The sequence below is a fragment of the Parashewanella hymeniacidonis genome, assembly GCF_016900895.1.
Classification (GTDB): domain Bacteria; phylum Pseudomonadota; class Gammaproteobacteria; order Enterobacterales; family Shewanellaceae; genus Parashewanella; species Parashewanella hymeniacidonis.
The window spans coordinates 1-15,946 of record NZ_JAFEUN010000004.1 but is presented as its reverse complement, the minus strand read 5'-3'; the positions used below and the strand labels follow the sequence as shown (position 1 = coordinate 15,946).

Below are 15,946 nucleotides of genomic sequence, written 5' to 3'. Positions count from 1 at the left end.
ACAGCAGCTGTGTTATAAAACGGCTACTAAAAGTGAAAGGACAAATAATGAAAGTAACAATATATGGCCGTTCAGGCTGCCCTTACTGCACACGCGCAATTCAAATTTCAGAGCATTTAACAAAAGCGAAACAAGATTTTAGCTTTGAATACATTGATATGATTACTGAAGGTATTTCTAAAGAAGCGTTGAGCGAAAAATTAAACGTGCCAGTGCGTACAGTACCTCAAGTACTCGTTGACGGTAATCATGTTGGTGGCTGCACTGAATATGAACAATATTGTCGCTCAAACAGTTTAATCTAGAACTATACATTCTTATTAAAGCTCAACAATCTTGTTGAGCTTTTTTATTTCTGACTTCTATACTAAATTTATCGCTTAATAATTTAATTAGAATGATGAATTATCAACTCACTGTCCGCTTATCAAAAACCTTTATTGCATTATCTATCGGCTTGTTTTGCTTTATCGTTGGTCTTGATAATATCTTAGATTTCAATACCAACTATCAGTTTGTCATACATGTCCTTTCAATGGACACGTTTCAACCTTGGTTTGATGGCAAGGCAATAGAGTGGAGAGCGATAACTGGCGAAAGCGCACACATATTCTTTTACTGGGTAATCATTATGTTCGAACTTACTGCAGGAATTATATGCCTAATTGCTTCAGTAATCATGCTAAAACATATAAAGAATGAAAAGTTTAAAAATGGAAAAGCGTTATTTATTATTGGCGCTACAGTAGGGATTGCGGTTTGGTATTTAGGAATGGCTGTTATCGCTTCGGAGTGGTTTGCAATGTGGGCAAATAAAATGACCAGTCAACAGTCCGCTTACAATATTTCATTAATTATACTAATCAGTATGTGTTATATGTCCACAAATGAAAGGGCTGATTAAAAGAAATCACAATCACACTCTTTCTCTTAAAGCCTTATCCTGATCCATTTTACAGGTGACTGCCAAAACTTCACTTCTTTTAGTATTTTTTGCTTATCTTCTTTTGAGCTAGCAAGACTTAATTGCGTCTTGAGATCCTCAACTGAACGCTCTCTTTTCTTTGTACGAATGTCACCTTCTCCTTGTACAATTATTTTACTCGAACTTGAAAACCAGTTTCTAACTTTTGAAAGCCATTTAAACCTAGTAGTGGGAGCAGAAGTATCTGAACTGATTTTAATTTTGGAAGGAGCTTGATCAGTTCTTTCTAATAGGCTGTTGATTCTCTGAGTAGCTCTACCGTCTCCTAGAAGATCTTCACCGTCATTATCAGATTTAAAACCTTGTTTTAAATCAGTTTTAACTTTTTTTTCTGCTTCGTTCTTACGATGAGCTTTTACTTCTTCTCTAGCTTGTTTTAGTTCTTCAGCAAGCGCAACTTTTCCTTTATCAAGGGCAGTACTACAAGCTTGAGATAAAAGCTTAGCGGAACGTTCACCATCGCTAATTTGGGCTGACATTTCATAGTTTTTATATATAGGAATCAATTTACGAGCTGCTTCGTCAAATCCTCTTATTACAGCAAAATCAAGAACTGTTCCCTTTACGATGTTGCATAACTTAGCAGGCTGAACAAGGCCTTGTTCAATGAAGAAATTAATCGCTGCGTGATTCGCATTATCTACTGCAACCATTAATAAGTCATTTCCCATGTTGTCATGCTGTTTTAACAACAAGTTTCGTTTACTTAATTGGCCCTTAGCGTTTAACTGGAGTCCAAATTGATTCGGGTATTTTTCTAAAACAAATTTAAACGTACCTTCATGTGCCACCAGTGTTGAAAGTGGCGTATTTCCTTCATTATCTTTAACTGCCAATAAGTCCGTTTTTGGACCAAACAACATCACTAAATCTATGAGTCTTTGATCTCTAGTTGCGATTGCCGAATGAAGTAAAGATCTGCCTGTAGACTCGGATTTAGCATCAACATTTACATTAAATGGAGAGCTTAGTAGCATTTTAACACTGTCATACTCTCTATTTACCATACAATTCACCAAGACTTCGCCTAAATACTCTCGTGCTGTTTTGCCTGAAGCATTTTTTTCATCCAAGTTTGGTTCCGGAGTCAATTGCATCAACGCTTCAATAAACTTCAAGTTTCCTGATTTTGCTGCTAGATGCACTGCTGTTTCTCCCTCAGTATTTTTCGTATCTAAGCTCCAACTGTATGGCGGTTGAGTGAGTAATCTAATTGTTTGAATATCTTGTCGCATCACAGCAAAATGGAGCAAGTTACCATCTAGGCTAGAGTGTTGAACAGAGTCAACTAACCCCAACTTCTGTAATTTATTAAGAAAATCCAACTTTTCTTTTGAAACAGGGAATGACGACTCATGCTCAGTTACATACTCATCATACCCTTCTATATGCTCTGGCATTGCTCTTAAAAACATTCGAACTTGTTTTAATTCTCTTTGTTCCCTTTGCTCCTTAGTTTCCTTTGCTCCTTCAGCATTAACTACTGTAGGATCAGTTATATCTAATCTATCTTCAAAACTCGGGGAATCATCACTACTTTCCAAAGCATCTAGTTCATCTTTTATACTTCCGCTCTGTCTGAGCGTTTTCATTTGTATTCCATCAGCACCCTCCGATAAATCGGTTTTTGCACTTTCAGAAACTTTAGCGCCATCAAAATGAGCATTTGCAACAGGCCGTTGTGGTGCATCTTGTTTTAATTTGTAGGCTATCAGTTCTCTCAACTCTTGTTGTAACTCTGGTGATAGATTCAACTTCTCTCTCTCTAAGAGCTGATTTAAAAAAGGCAAACTCATTGACATTAACATTTTGAATGAATCTCGGTACACCGATGCATGAGAACATTTAACCCAGCAAACTCCACTTTCAGTAGCGTCTTGTAGAACCAACTTAGGAAAAACTGATACTAGTTTAGGAAAGTTTCCATGATTAATTGCAAGTTGAGCAGGTGTTAACCCATCAGCATTTCTGATTGATGCTTTTTCAGAATTACCTGATAGCAACACCTGCAATGTTTCTTTTGCACCGGTTATAGAACAATGATGAATTAGTGTGTTTCCTTGAGAATCTACTTCTGAAAATGCTTCTGCTAACTCCGGTCGACTTTTCAAATATTTAACAAGTTCAGTATTATCTTCTCGGCATGCTTTAGTTAAAACACTATAACCTGTGAAAATTTCTTTAACATTTACGTTTGCCCCCAACTCTAATAACTTTTTCGCATGATCAATTGAAAGCTTACCGGCTGATTTAAGCATGTATTTAGATGCAAAGCTTGGAGTAAAAATAACTTGTAGATCTTCGTTCGGAATAGCTTGTAAAAATTTAAGATTGCTAATCAATGATAGAGAGTCTTGATTTAAGCCAAACTTCTCGACTTTTGCACGTCTTGCAGTAGCAATAACCTTGAAGTTATCGCAACAGTTTTGCTCGAAAAAATCCAATTCTTGTGGTGTTTTTGCATCTTCGATCTGCTCAAGAATTTGCGCTTCACTTATTACACCTTCTTTTACATAGTTTTGATATGCCGCTGAAGCAACCTGGTAATTTTGCACCCTAGCCTCTGGTCCAAAGTATTTCTCAACATGCTCAATCGAAACCTTTGACGCAATCTGTGCCACATTTTCTTCAGTTAGCTTTGTTTTTAGGCTTTCTGTGCAGTAATTACCATAGGCAAGTTGTAAAGCGTCTTTTTCTTGTTCAGTAATATCCAGTTTTTTAATTTCATCTAATATTTCAATAGATTGAAGACTATGCTGTGTTTGAAATTTATTCCAATCCAATTTCAAATATTCGGCTCTATTTGTTTGCCTTTCTTCTGACAATTTGGGCGAGAAAACAAAAGTTGCAAGGAATTTTAGTTGCTCTTGAAGGGAACTTGAACCCCAATCTATAGCTTTTGTCTCAAAAGCTGCTTCTGTCATTAAATGATATGCTAACGTATCGACGCTAAAATCACTTGCTTCAACATCCCATGCAAGTTCATCATCAAACGGCTCAAATGATTGAAGTTGAATCTTCGTCGTTGTCGAAAACTCAGCCTTTAATTCAGAATCTTTTAGCTTAGAATAAAATGAAGAGTAGAAATTTAAAAAGTCCTCTTTTGTTCTCATAGAAGTGATCAATTGTGTGCCAATAGCTTGCTGAAGTTGAACAGGTAAAGAACTGATATCAAAATTAACTAAATCTTCTGAAGTTACTGTACGCTCGCTTCCATCATAAACAAAAGCATCAAATCCAGTCCTTGAACGAAGAATACAGCGTTGTCCCGCTCCAGATAATTGGCACTCAGAGTGAAGCAAGTTTGCCTGTAAAACCGAAGGGTATTCTTCTGCGATGCCATCGATACTCATTACATTAGCAGTAAACCAATTAAACATTTTTCCTTCGGAAGCGGTTTGGTTTACTCTACTCATGATTGCACGTTCATCGTGCTGAGATAATTGAGGAAGAGGTTGCTTAGCTTCTTGATTCCCTATGCCTAGCCTTTCTTGCAAGTGCTGCTGCAACTTTAGCTTTAACTGTTCATCTCTAGACTCTTGTGGCGCACGTAAACACAGACTAGAAGTCTTTAACGCCGCACAGCTCAAGTTTGCCTGAGCTAATAACTCTTTTTTAAATTCATCAAGTTTATTATTTTTAGCAGAAATCAAAGCCATTAAAGGGAAGTTTAACCTTGTAAACTCTTTATTTTGACTTGATTCTCCCCCTATGAGTCGCGGGTTGTGATAATGGAACAACTTTATTGCAAGGACCTTAGCATCCAATTCAATATCTTTATCATTCAGTAGCTCACAGAGAGTTAGAAAACGTTCGCTGAATTCCGGTGTAAATTGGTCAGACTCGCTGTACTTGTATGCTCCACGCACATCAGATGAGAAATCTCTGAAATCTCTTAATTCTTTGTTAGTTATTTCCCCTTTTTTAATAGCTGCTTGAAAATCTTGATCTCGCCCAGCACTCAAAAAAGTAACTTGATTCCTTGCTTCAATTCTTTCTCGCTCTCGTTGCAAGTCTTCATCTGAGGCGTCTGGTGATTGAGTGCCAGAAACTCCAACTCCTTGAGAAGATTTAACATGTCGTAAAACATCTTTAGAAAAAGCAGGTATCTGACTTTGTGTACTTGAAATTGATGTGCTGAAGTCTCCCATAACCTACCTCTAAACTTGTTATTCGATGATAAAATTATAGCCGACAGGTGTTAATTAAACAGTTAATGTTTCTTAATAAGAAATCTGAGGATAGCTGTGAATATTTAAAACAGAAAATTGCATCTTCCTCATACAGAGGTATAATTCTCTTTTTTCGGCATTTTCTTTTGTAAAGCTTCCACTTTCTGAGCTAACTAACCTTAAGGTCATTTAATGATTAACCATTTCAGCGTTCTCGGCATTAAGCCAAATGCTAAAGATGATGAAATAAAGAAGGCATACAAACGCCTTTCTAATAAATATCACCCAGATAAACTTATCAATGCTTCAGATGACGAAAAAAAAGAAGCAGCGGCTTTATTACATCAAATTCAAGCTGCATATGACGTTTTGTCTGATCCAAAATCAAGAAAAGCATTCATCAATGATTTCAAAAATGTAGTTGTCAAAAACCCGAATGAAGCCATGACTGAGCTTTGGGATAGCTACTTTTAAACTAATTATCGAGTTTATCAATGAGTAACAAATTAGACTTAGCTTACGTAAAGCAATTAAAACAAGACACTTGGGAAAACATCGAGTCTTATCAAGACCCAGAAACACCAGATGCTCTTAGCAGTTATACCAACCAAATGAAAAAAGCATTGTTAGCAGATCCAAGTATGCTTGCTTCATTACCTGAATATTTACCGGTTGCGTTATTCGGTAATGTTCGATTCCCAGAGCAAGTTCATCAAAAATGGAAATCATGGCTTGCCGACAACACATTACCAACATGGGATGAGTTTAAGGTAAGTATTGCTTTTAACAACGAAGATATCCCTTTAGTTAAAGCTGCTAAAGAGCAGTCACTGACACTACTTATTCAAAGTTGTGCTGTGTTATTTATGCTAATGATCGATGATAGCGTTTCTCAAACAGATGAGTCTGATTTTGATGAATATGAGAATGAGTCTGACGATTATTCTGACCAATACGATACAAACGAGGATTATTAATGAACAGCCTGATAGAACTAACAGCTGAAGAAATTAAACAACTCGCTGACGTAGAGCCAAAAGAAGCCAGTAAAAAGTTTGAGTTGGTCGCAAATACCATGAATGACGAACAGCTTGTTGAAGTCATTGAACAAATGGATATTGTGACACTGACTCAAATAAACGGTGAACATGATATTTCTTGCCCTTCAATTATGTCTGAATTAATGTCTCCGGAACAAATCAGAGACATAGTTTGTCAACAACCACTGTATTGGGAAGAAAAGATCAAAGCTAATGCTGACGAACTAGCAACACAAACCTTTGATTTCTTAACCTATTTGATTCGTGTGCAACCCAGTACTGAAAAGCAAACCGCTATTTTAGAATGTTTAGCTGAAGAGCCTGCAGCTTTATTTTATTTGTCGATTCCCTTTATTGAGCTGATTCTAACCCCTCAAGAAGGCGATCTATCAAACAACATCGCAGATGTATTTGATGATGAAGATGATGGAACCACTGTTGGATACACAGATAGAACAGAGAGCGAAGAAGCACTCAGCCTAGAAATTGATGATCCGAAAAGCTTACTTGCATTGATTAAAGAACTAGCTCCAGACGTTGAAAAAGCCATCAAAAGCCTATTACGCAATCAATCTTCAAACTGGCAAGTCGTCATTGGTAAGTTCGTTTCAGAGGTGGTTACTCAAGCCAAAGAGAAGAATGAAGAGCAAGACGAATTCTCAGAAGTTGATGACATGTTCAGTTTTCTTGACTAAGAGGTCATAAATGCAAATTGTATTACGTGATCCGAATCAGGGCCCTTTTCTTCTTAAAACACTGAAATTTGCTGCTGAAGAGGAAATTTTATCTGAAACCGAACTCGCAGATATCAAGAAGAAAGCCATTTTGATGAGTTTGAAGTTGGCAGATAAGTTCTATAACAAGTACAAAATGCACTTGTTAGAGCAAGCTGCTCAAGATGTTATAGGCGTTGCGAGCCTAGGACTGATGGCACTAGCCAATCAAGACCAAGTAAAAGCAATTTTATTGCTCAAAAAACCTGATGGACTCGTTAAGTCATTTCAGAGAGGGTGGACGATGCTTGCAACTGTGAGCAAGTATAAGTTAATCAATATCAAGTCAGTCTATGGTGAAGTTGAACAACGCTTACTTGAAACCATTTCTTGCCCGGCAGATCATGATGAATGGACAGGCTGGGACATTTATCAAGATGCTTTGAAAGAACATCATAAAGAGCAAGCTGCTGAAGCGGTTAAAAGTTTATTTTTCTTTAACCCAGTTTATGACCCTATAGAATGTCTAAGTATTGAAGAAATGTTTGCTGAAGCAATTGTTTATCGAGTGCTTTGCGGTGGGCAAGCAAAAGTCAAAAAAGGTCTTAAGAAAAGATTACCTGAAATTGAATTTGAATCGGTTTGGTTAAAAGAAGATTTTATTAAAGAATTGATTGAAAGAAACCTTGAAACCTTACCAGAACAACTTCAAGAAACTATTCGTACAGACTTGAATCGCCATTTTGCCAGTTCAATTGTGAAAACCATCAAATTTGCTCAGAAGTACCGAGAAGAAATGATTAAGGATGCAACACCAGAAAAGCTTGAGCGAATGGAGCATAAACAAGGTATGATTGGATTGATTGGTTGGCCTATTGATCCCTTCCTATAATCTATAACCAACGCAATTATCATACTTTACCGCACATAAAAAATCCGATATTAAATATCGGATTTTTTATGTCTCTAAATTTTAATTATGCTTTATAGTTTCTTAAAATCATTGACATTTATCGCAGCTAAATGCAATTCATCAGCCTGTTTAAGTTGCTCATATTCATCTTGATTGATGATCTCATTTTCGAGAGCCATATCAAACAACATCATGCCTTTCAGTTTACGCTTAACTTTACCTTCTTTTTGAGCCTCAGTAATTTTCTTAAATAGATGGCGACATTCATACTGTGCTAAAAATGCATTTTCGACTTCAGCTACACCGCCATTATCGCCCTCATAACTTGTACTTAAGAACGTGATTCGCTCTCTAGCAGGGCTCGGCTGTTGCATTGCATCTGCCAAACTTGACGCTAAGTTATCAGATGGCATTTTAAAGCGATTTCCGAACGGGAAAATCACCGCTCTTAATGCCCAAGAAATTGGCTTATTAGGGAAATTACGAATCGCATCTTGCATCGCTTTAGCAGCCAAGTGCAATCGTTCTTGCATCACATAATGCACAATCGGTAAATCATCTTGTTGATGACCATTATCTTCGAACATTTTAAGCGTGGCAGAGCCTAAATATAATTGACTTAACACATCACCAAGACGTGCAGACAGCATTTCCTTGCGCTTTAAATCTCCACCCAGAATCAGCATCGCAACGTCAGTAACAAAAGCTAAAGCCGCTGACATACGCGTCATATCCTTATAATACTGCTGTGTTTCACCCGCTACAGGGCTGGAAGCTAATCGACTCCCAGTCAACGCATGACCAAAGGAGGAGCCCGCATTTCGAAGTGCGTAGCCAATATGACCCATCAATAATTTATCGAAACGATCTAATGCAGCAGACTTATCTTCCATAATCGCCGTTTCCATTTCTGGAATGACATATGGATGACAACGCGTTGCACCTTGACCAAAAATCATCAACGAACGAGTAAGAATGTTTGCGCCTTCGACCGTAATGGAGATAGGCAGCCCCATATATCCATGACCCAGATAGTTTTTGGGTCCAAGCTGAATACTCTTACCTGATTGAATGTCCATAGCATCATTTACAACTTTACGGCCAAGTTCAGTCATATGATACTTAGCAATCGCCGTTACCACCGATGGTTTAACCTTTAGATCAATACCCGTAGTCGTTAACCGTCTTGCTGCTTCGAGTTGGTAAGTGTTTGCGATGATTTTAGCTAACGCTTCTTGCACCCCTTCAAAGCGGCCAATAGCTAGACCAAACTGCTTACGCACATAACAGTAGGCTGTTGATGTTTTAGTCGTTAAGTGACCTGAAGCTGTTGCAAGTGCTGGCAACGAAATACCGCGGCCTGCTGACAAACATTCAACCAACATTCTCCAACCACGACCAGCGTATTGTGGTCCACCAATTATCCAATCCAGTGGAATGAATACATCCTTACCATGCGTCGTACCATTCATAAATGCCAGACCCATTGGATCATGACGATCACCAATCTGAACACCCTCATGGCTTGTCGGAATTAATGCACAAGTAATACCCAACTCTTTTTTGTCACCCAGTAAATTATCAGGGTCACGCATTTGGAAAGCTAAACCTAGAACTGTGGCGACGGGTGCGAGCGTGATATAGCGTTTATTCCAAGTTAAAGATAAACCGAGGACTTCTTCGCCCTCAAACTCACGGCGACAAACGATACCAACATCAGGAATACTTCCTGCGTCACTTCCAGCTTCAGGACCTGTGAGAGCAAAACATGGAATTTCGAGCCCTTCAGCTAAGCGTGGTAACCAATGGTTACGTTGCTCGTTAGTACCATAGTGAGTTAATAACTCCCCTGGACCAAGCGAGTTAGGTACCATAACGGTAACTGCAGCACTTACACTTCTTGTTGCTAACATAGATACGATTGTGGAGTTAGCATAGGCCGAAAACTCTTTACCCCCATATTTTTTAGGTATAATGAGAGCGAAAAAGCCTTCTTTTTTGAAGTAATTCCATAGTTCTGGCGGCAAATCACGACGTTTTTGAACAATATCGTAATCGTCCATCATGCTAATGGCCGTCTTTACCTGATTATCTATAAATTCTTTTTCTTCTGAATTTAGTTGTGGGCGTCCATAGTTATGTAACGTGTTCCAATCAGGCTTACCTCTAAAGAGTTCACCTTCCCACCATACATCGCCCGCTTCCATTGCTTCTTTTTCTGTGTCAGATAAAGGTGGAAGCACTTTCTTAAAGAAACTGAAAGCTGGTCGTGTGACCAACTTCATCCGCAAATTTCTAACGCCGAAGATAACGGCGATGATTACAATTAGCAGTACTACAATAGTCATAGCAAAACCTTTTGCCAGTTAGTTTGTTTTAGCCACTGGAACTGATACACCAGCAGCCATGTAGGGAATCATTTTTCTTATCAAGGCTTCAATGTCATTCTTTTCATTAAAGTCTGATTCTGCAATCTCGACTAGTGCATTCGATGATGCCATAGTGAAAACGACAGTTCCTAACGTAAAGTGTAGTCTCCAAAACATCTCAGCGGCAGGAATATGAGGTGCACAAGCTTGGACAGCATGAACAAATTTCATTAAAGGCTCTTGATAATGTGTCGTGATGAACCAGCGTAAATGTCCTTGGCTTTCAAAGTAACCTCTACCTAAAAGCTGAAGAAAATTACTGGTACCTTGTTCATGCAACTGATTCATATCAAGCAGAGGCTGAACTAAGCACGAAAAAACATCATCAAGAGTAGAGTTTTGTTTATCTAAGCTTCCAATTGCTCGTGAAGCTGCTGGCATAAACAAGTCTAAATATCGTGCTAAAACAGCACGTATTAGCTCTTTCTTTGAACCGAAGTGATAATTGACTGAAGCCAAGTTAACTTCTGCTTTGCTGGTGATAAGTCTTAAGGAAGTTTCAGAAAAACCACGCTCTGCAAACAGCTTTTCAGCCGCATTGAGAATTTTGATTTTTGTGTCTTGTCTTGTTGCCATTCCATGACCCATTCTTTATTTTAAACACTCGTTTAAAATTACTGCTTAAATCGCCCAAAGTCAATCAAGATCACAATAATAAAATCAATCTCAGTGACTTGTTGCTCAAATTTAAACTCATGCTACTACGATGCAAATTTGGTTAATTTTAGGTAAACTACTATGGTAAATTTAAACAGGAAGTCATAACTGATGAAATTCTATAACCAGAGACCAGCAAAGTTGTCTCTTGTTATTGCATTAGCACTTGGTTTAAGTGCGTGTGGTAATGAGCAAACAGCCCAAGCTGACACTAAAAAAGTAGATGCAAAGCCAACAGTAGCTGATGGTAAAGCCTTTATTAACGATGCAGAGCAACAATTAGCCGATCTTTCTGTAGAAGCGAGCCGTGCTGAATGGATTTACAGTAACTTTATTACTGAAGATACTGCTGCCCTAGCCGCTGCAGTAGGTGAAAAATACACAGCAAATTCGGTTAAGTTCGCAACTGAATCAGCAAAATATGCAGGCCTACCATTTGGCGCTGTAGATGAGCGTAAATTAAATGCGTTAAGAACAAGCCTCGTACTACCCGCACCTCTAGATCCCAAAAAGAATGCTGAGCTTGCTCAAATCAGTGCTGAACTGAATGGTATGTACGGCAAAGGTAAGTACTGCTTCCAAGATGGTAACTGCATGACGTTACCTGAATTATCAGCAATTATGGCTGAATCACGTGACCCAGCTAAACTTCTTGAGGTATGGAAAGGTTGGCGTGAAATCTCAAAACCTATGCGTCCATTGTTTGAAAATGAAATCAAACTGGCTAATGAAGGTGCACAAGATTTAGGCTTTAAAGACCTTTCAGAATTATGGCGTAGCCAATACGACATGGAACCACAAGCATTCTCTGATGAGTTAGATCGCTTATGGGGACAAGTCAAACCTTTATACGATTTATTGCACTGTTATGTTCGTGGCGAGCTAAACGAAAAATATGGCGATAATGTTGTAGACAAAACAGGGCCAATACCTGCTCACCTTCTTGGTAATATGTGGGCACAAAGCTGGGGTAATATTTACAATGAAGTTTCTCCAAAAAATGGTGATCCTGGTTATGACGTAACAAAGCTTCTTGCTGATAATGCCTATGATGAAAAGAAAATGGTTAAACAGGCAGAAGGTTTCTTCACCTCTCTTGGCTTTGAACCATTACCAGAAACATTTTGGACTCGTTCTTTATTCACTCAGCCACAAGATCGTGATGTAGTTTGCCACGCTTCAGCATGGGACTTAGATAACCTTGATGATATTCGAATCAAGATGTGTATCCAAAAGACAGCTGAAGAGTTCACTGTTATCCATCATGAACTAGGTCATAATTTCTATCAGCGTGCCTATAAAAATCAACCGCATATCTTCAAAGGCAGTGCAAACGATGGTTTTCATGAAGCGATTGGTGACACTATTGCATTATCAATTACGCCTAAATATTTGAAGCAAATTGGACTACTAAACGAAGTGCCTGATGAGTCAAAAGATATTGGTCTTTTGCTTCGTCAAGCTCTTGATAAAGTTGCATTTATGCCTTTTGGCTTGATGATTGACCAATGGCGTTGGAAAGTATTTAATGGCGAAATTAAGCCATCTGAATACAACAAAGCTTGGTGGGAATTACGTCAAAAATATCAAGGTGTTCAAGCACCTGTTGCACGTAGTGAAGCTGATTTCGATCCAGGTGCGAAGTACCATGTCCCAGGCAACGTACCATATACCCGTTATTTCTTAGCACACATCTTACAATTCCAGTTCCATAAAGCATTATGTGAAATTGCTGGTGATGAAGGTGCCGTTCACCGTTGTTCTATCTACGGTAGCAAAGAAGCTGGTGAGAAACTGAATACGATGCTAGAAATGGGCTCAAGTAAACCTTGGCCAGAAGCTCTTGAAGTCGTAACAGGCACTAAAGATATGGACGCAAAAGCCGTTCTTGATTACTTTGCACCATTGAAAGTTTGGTTAGACGAGCAAAACAAAGCTCAAAATAACCAATGCGGATGGTAATAAGGCAGTAATGTAAACCCATAAGCCCACCTCCGTGGGCTTATGGGGTTTTTAGTCTGACACACTTTGTAAATATTAATTTCTATTGCAAAGCGGCAGTTTGGCTTATAGTGATTCTAATTTCGATTTTCAAAGATTATCTATGCGTTTTTTTCTTATTTTTATTAGTCTTTTTATCATACCAACCATTGGTTATGCTCACGACAAAAGTGAAATAAATGAAAAGATCAATGCCACTTACAGCCATTTTATTAATGCATTCAAACAGCTTAATGCAGACTTGATTCAGCCTGTATATAACAAAAATGCGATTTACATCCCAGAGCAAAAAAGTGATGACTTAATTATAGGCTCAGAAGATATCGACTTAATTTATCAACGTTTCTTTAATCGCATTAAGCATAAAAATGCAAAAGTGAGCGTTGGTTTTAGAATCATTAGTCGTGATATTTCTTCCGATAGAGCTACCGATATTGGGTACTATTTAATACGGTTTATCCCAGCTGACCATACTGAACAACCGATCTCAGAGTTCTCTGGTAAATTTTTAGTTATCAGTAAACCGACGAAAAATGGCGACTGGCAGTGGGTCACTGAAATGAATAATAAGGCCAAACCTACATTTTATTTTGGTGCAGATTCTAAACCTGGGTTATTTTATACTGATACAAAACCTTTAAAACTGATCAAGAAATGACAAAGCCAACACTTTGCCCATGCGGTTCTGCAAATAAATATCAGAACTGCTGCCAGCCTCTTCATTTAAAGAAAGCTGTAGCCCAAACACCTGAACAGCTAATGCGTTCCCGTTACACCGCTTTCGTCTTAAAAGAATTTCAGTATCTAATGGATACTCATGCTGAAGATTTTTGGCAAGCCAGAAGCGTAGAAGAACTTTCTAAACCTCCTCACCCTGAGTGGATTGGTTTAAATGTCATTAACTCATCAGAATCTCAAAACACGGGTACAGTAACGTTTATCGCTTGGTACAAAGCTGATGGACAGCTCGATGCGATTCATGAACAGTCTAATTTTCAAAAAATAGACGGACTATGGTATTACACTGATGGTGAGCATTTAAAAGTACCCTCCCCTAAGCGCAATGATTCATGCATATGCAATAGCGGAAAGAAATTTAAGAAATGTTGTGGGGCTTAAAATATGAATACGAAGAATAAAGTGTGCCTAGTAACAGGTGGTAGCTCTGGTATCGGAGAAGCCATTTGTAAGCTTTTCCAAGAAAATAATTATTTAGTTTTGAACTTAGACATAAAACCAGGTGAGTTTGGCGACTACCACTATTGTGATATGTCTAAATTTGATGAAGTTACTCAATGTGTTGAACAGTTAACAAATAAATACGATATCAATACCGTTATTTTGAATGCTGGCAAGCATATGTCTGCCACTATTGAGAGTACTTCTGAAGCTGATTTTGATGCATTGTTCTCCCTAAATGTAAAAGGTGCAATTGCTACCATTAAGGCCGTATTGCCCAATATGAAAGCTAAAAATTATGGCAATATTCTTTTGATATCGTCAGAACAAGCTTTAGTAGCCAAAAACAATTCTTTTGCATACAACCTAACTAAAACTGCGCTCGCATCGATTGCAAAAACCACAGCATTGGATTATGCCCAATTTGGTATTCGTGCCAACGCCATTTGTCCTGGCACAATAGAGACCCCACTCTACCATTCAGCGATTGATCGATACTGTAATGAATCAAAAGCAAACAAAGGTGAAATTCATAAAGAAGAAGCAGCTTTGCAACCTATTAATCGCCTTGGTCAACCTGAGGAAGTTGCAGAATATGCGCTATTTCTAGCCTCAGATAAAGCCAAGTTCATTACAGGCAGCCTGCAAGTCATTGATGGTGGCTATACAACTAGGTAGCCAAAATTTGTGGAAAGTACTTTAAAAAGACCTTGTCATTACATGCTTAAATGCAGGGTCTCTTCTAAAGCATCTTCCAATTTTTGAACCACCGAATCTTCTAAAAATTTATTAAATTCAGCTTCACGAAGTGCGGGACTGTATAAGAAACCTTGAGCCTGATGGCATTCTTGTTCACTTAAAAAGAGTTCTTGCTCTTTCGTTTCTACACCTTCAGCAGTCAATGATAAATTTAATGCTTTCGCCATTGCTATAATTGCACTTACAATCTCTCGGCTTTCTTTACTGACGCTAAGATCTGATATAAATGATCGATCAATTTTCAATTTTGAAATTGGAAACTGTTTTAAATAACGCATGGAGCTATAGCCAGTACCAAAGTCATCAATCGCTAAGCCCACACCCAATTCAGATAACTCATGGCACAAATTCGTAGCAAAACGAATGTCTTCCATTAATTCTGTTTCGGTGATTTCGAGTATCAGAGATTTAGGCTTTATTTGGTAGCGATTTAATAGCCCCCAAACCTGCTCGAATAAATTTCCGCTAAAGAACTGTCTGGCTGACACATTGACATGCATCGTTAATTCTCGATTATAGTGTTGCCATAAATTTAACTGGCGACACGCAGCCTCTAGAATCCATCCACCTATTGGTACTATCAACCCAGATTGTTCTGCTATATCAATAAAACTACCAGGGTATAACACCTGTCTCTTGATCAGATCTTAGTGCATTTCTCCGTCAGCTAGCATTTCTTTCGCCATCCTATATCCAACGACATAAGATTGAAGGGTATCCCAACCTTCCCAAATCGTTTCCCAACCTGCTATACCTGTGCGTTTAGTGTCTGTAAAACCACCTAATTTAGCCAACGATTGATAAGCATACTTTAGGCTTGGAGTATCTTTGCCATTCCAGCCCCTTGGCTTTTTCATCTTCATTAACAGCTTCCACTCATCTTCTTCAAATACGGTGTCACAGCTTTGATTCTCAAGTTCATTAGCCGCTTCTATTAATCCTTTTTTACGCAAGTAATACGGTATGGTGATTGCTTCTCTGAGTTGCAGTAATCGAACACCAATAAATGCAAGAATGGATACGGCTCTTTCTAAGTTTTTCGGCTCCGTCATTCTTTGACGCTCAGCTCCTGCACCAGTTTTCCAAGCCTTATGGAAG

The 15,946-nt window shown here is 38.4% G+C and carries 14 protein-coding genes and 1 pseudogene; 10 read left to right on the top strand and 5 right to left on the bottom strand.

Annotated elements, in window-relative coordinates:
- Window positions 1-47: 47 nt before the first annotated feature.
- Both JQC92_RS01465 and JQC92_RS01460 read left to right on the top strand, forming a co-directional pair.
- Window positions 48-305, top strand: a complete 258-nt coding sequence (locus tag JQC92_RS01465; protein WP_204997976.1) for a GrxA family glutaredoxin — start codon at window positions 48-50, stop codon at window positions 303-305.
- Window positions 306-397: 92 nt separating this feature from the next.
- Window positions 398-904, top strand: coding sequence for a DUF2165 family protein (locus JQC92_RS01460; protein ID WP_204997975.1), 507 nt, complete (start codon window positions 398-400; stop codon window positions 902-904).
- A 26-nt stretch (window positions 905-930) separates the two neighbouring features.
- Here JQC92_RS01460 and JQC92_RS01455 read toward each other — a convergent pair whose 3' ends face one another.
- Window positions 931-5,136, bottom strand: coding sequence for an ankyrin repeat domain-containing protein (locus JQC92_RS01455; RefSeq protein WP_204997974.1), 4,206 nt, complete (start codon window positions 5,134-5,136; stop codon window positions 931-933).
- A 213-nt stretch (window positions 5,137-5,349) separates the two neighbouring features.
- On the opposite strand from JQC92_RS01455, the gene atcJ reads away from it, so the two are divergent.
- The 4 genes from atcJ to atcC are packed head-to-tail and all read left to right on the top strand — an operon-like array spanning window position 5,350 to window position 7,802.
- Window positions 5,350-5,631, top strand: a complete 282-nt coding sequence (gene atcJ, locus JQC92_RS01450) for a cold adaptation protein ActJcold adaptation protein ActJ (protein WP_204997973.1) — start codon at window positions 5,350-5,352, stop codon at window positions 5,629-5,631.
- Window positions 5,632-5,651: 20 nt separating this feature from the next.
- Window positions 5,652-6,134: a cold adaptation protein AtcA gene (atcA, locus tag JQC92_RS01445; protein ID WP_204997972.1), complete on the top strand. Its 483-nt coding sequence runs from the start codon at window positions 5,652-5,654 to the stop codon at window positions 6,132-6,134.
- On the top strand, window positions 6,134-6,892 hold the full coding sequence (gene atcB / locus JQC92_RS01440) for a cold adaptation protein AtcB (RefSeq protein WP_204997971.1): 759 nt from the start codon (window positions 6,134-6,136) through the stop codon (window positions 6,890-6,892). The genes atcA and atcB overlap by 1 nt, the downstream gene beginning before the upstream one ends.
- A 10-nt stretch (window positions 6,893-6,902) precedes the next feature.
- Window positions 6,903-7,802: a cold adaptation protein AtcC gene (gene atcC / locus JQC92_RS01435; RefSeq protein WP_204997970.1), complete on the top strand. Its 900-nt coding sequence runs from the start codon at window positions 6,903-6,905 to the stop codon at window positions 7,800-7,802.
- Window positions 7,803-7,894: 92 nt separating this feature from the next.
- On the opposite strand, the gene JQC92_RS01430 is transcribed toward atcC, so the two are convergent.
- Window positions 7,895-10,171, bottom strand: a complete 2,277-nt coding sequence (locus JQC92_RS01430; protein WP_204997969.1) for an acyl-CoA dehydrogenase — start codon at window positions 10,169-10,171, stop codon at window positions 7,895-7,897.
- 18 nt (window positions 10,172-10,189) lie between these two features.
- The gene (psrA, locus tag JQC92_RS01425; RefSeq protein ID WP_204997968.1) at window positions 10,190-10,828 is read right to left on the bottom strand and encodes a TetR family transcriptional repressor PsrA; all 639 of its coding nucleotides are present in this window, start codon (window positions 10,826-10,828) and stop codon (window positions 10,190-10,192) included.
- Between the two features lie 192 nt (window positions 10,829-11,020).
- Between psrA and JQC92_RS01420 the strand changes: the two genes are divergently transcribed.
- From JQC92_RS01420 to JQC92_RS01405, 4 genes are all read left to right on the top strand, one after another.
- On the top strand, window positions 11,021-12,871 hold the full coding sequence (locus JQC92_RS01420) for a M2 family metallopeptidase (protein ID WP_204997967.1): 1,851 nt from the start codon (window positions 11,021-11,023) through the stop codon (window positions 12,869-12,871).
- A gap of 142 nt (window positions 12,872-13,013) precedes the next feature.
- Complete coding sequence (locus tag JQC92_RS01415; RefSeq protein ID WP_204997966.1) at window positions 13,014-13,568, top strand: DUF4440 domain-containing protein; 555 nt, start codon at window positions 13,014-13,016, stop codon at window positions 13,566-13,568.
- A complete protein-coding gene (locus JQC92_RS01410) occupies window positions 13,565-14,029 on the top strand; it encodes a YchJ family protein (RefSeq protein WP_204997965.1) in 465 nt (154 codons plus the stop codon). The genes JQC92_RS01415 and JQC92_RS01410 overlap by 4 nt, the downstream gene beginning before the upstream one ends.
- Before the next feature lie 3 nt (window positions 14,030-14,032).
- A complete protein-coding gene (locus JQC92_RS01405) occupies window positions 14,033-14,767 on the top strand; it encodes an SDR family NAD(P)-dependent oxidoreductase (RefSeq protein ID WP_204997964.1) in 735 nt (244 codons plus the stop codon).
- 38 nt (window positions 14,768-14,805) lie between these two features.
- Here JQC92_RS01405 and JQC92_RS01400 read toward each other — a convergent pair.
- Both JQC92_RS01400 and JQC92_RS01395 read right to left on the bottom strand, forming a co-directional pair.
- Window positions 14,806-15,486: pseudogene (locus tag JQC92_RS01400) on the bottom strand (EAL domain-containing protein); the annotation flags it as partial.
- 9 nt (window positions 15,487-15,495) lie between these two features.
- A partial coding sequence (locus JQC92_RS01395) for an IS4 family transposase (RefSeq protein WP_276315769.1) occupies window positions 15,496-15,946 on the bottom strand: 451 nt, incomplete at its 5' end.

What these genes read in the sequence shown, in the direction of transcription:
- JQC92_RS01465 (WP_204997976.1), top strand. Translation starts at nt 48, where the DNA reads ATGAAAGTAACAATATATGGCCGTTCAGGCTGCCCTTACTGCACACGC.
- JQC92_RS01460 (WP_204997975.1), top strand. Translation starts at nt 398, where the DNA reads ATGATGAATTATCAACTCACTGTCCGCTTATCAAAAACCTTTATTGCA.
- JQC92_RS01455 (WP_204997974.1), bottom strand. Translation starts at nt 5,136, where the DNA reads ATGGGAGACTTCAGCACATCAATTTCAAGTACACAAAGTCAGATACCT.
- atcJ (WP_204997973.1), top strand. Translation starts at nt 5,350, where the DNA reads ATGATTAACCATTTCAGCGTTCTCGGCATTAAGCCAAATGCTAAAGAT.
- atcA (WP_204997972.1), top strand. Translation starts at nt 5,652, where the DNA reads ATGAGTAACAAATTAGACTTAGCTTACGTAAAGCAATTAAAACAAGAC.
- atcB (WP_204997971.1), top strand. Translation starts at nt 6,134, where the DNA reads ATGAACAGCCTGATAGAACTAACAGCTGAAGAAATTAAACAACTCGCT.
- atcC (WP_204997970.1), top strand. Translation starts at nt 6,903, where the DNA reads ATGCAAATTGTATTACGTGATCCGAATCAGGGCCCTTTTCTTCTTAAA.
- JQC92_RS01430 (WP_204997969.1), bottom strand. Translation starts at nt 10,171, where the DNA reads ATGACTATTGTAGTACTGCTAATTGTAATCATCGCCGTTATCTTCGGC.
- psrA (WP_204997968.1), bottom strand. Translation starts at nt 10,828, where the DNA reads ATGGCAACAAGACAAGACACAAAAATCAAAATTCTCAATGCGGCTGAA.
- JQC92_RS01420 (WP_204997967.1), top strand. Translation starts at nt 11,021, where the DNA reads ATGAAATTCTATAACCAGAGACCAGCAAAGTTGTCTCTTGTTATTGCA.
- JQC92_RS01415 (WP_204997966.1), top strand. Translation starts at nt 13,014, where the DNA reads ATGCGTTTTTTTCTTATTTTTATTAGTCTTTTTATCATACCAACCATT.
- JQC92_RS01410 (WP_204997965.1), top strand. Translation starts at nt 13,565, where the DNA reads ATGACAAAGCCAACACTTTGCCCATGCGGTTCTGCAAATAAATATCAG.
- JQC92_RS01405 (WP_204997964.1), top strand. Translation starts at nt 14,033, where the DNA reads ATGAATACGAAGAATAAAGTGTGCCTAGTAACAGGTGGTAGCTCTGGT.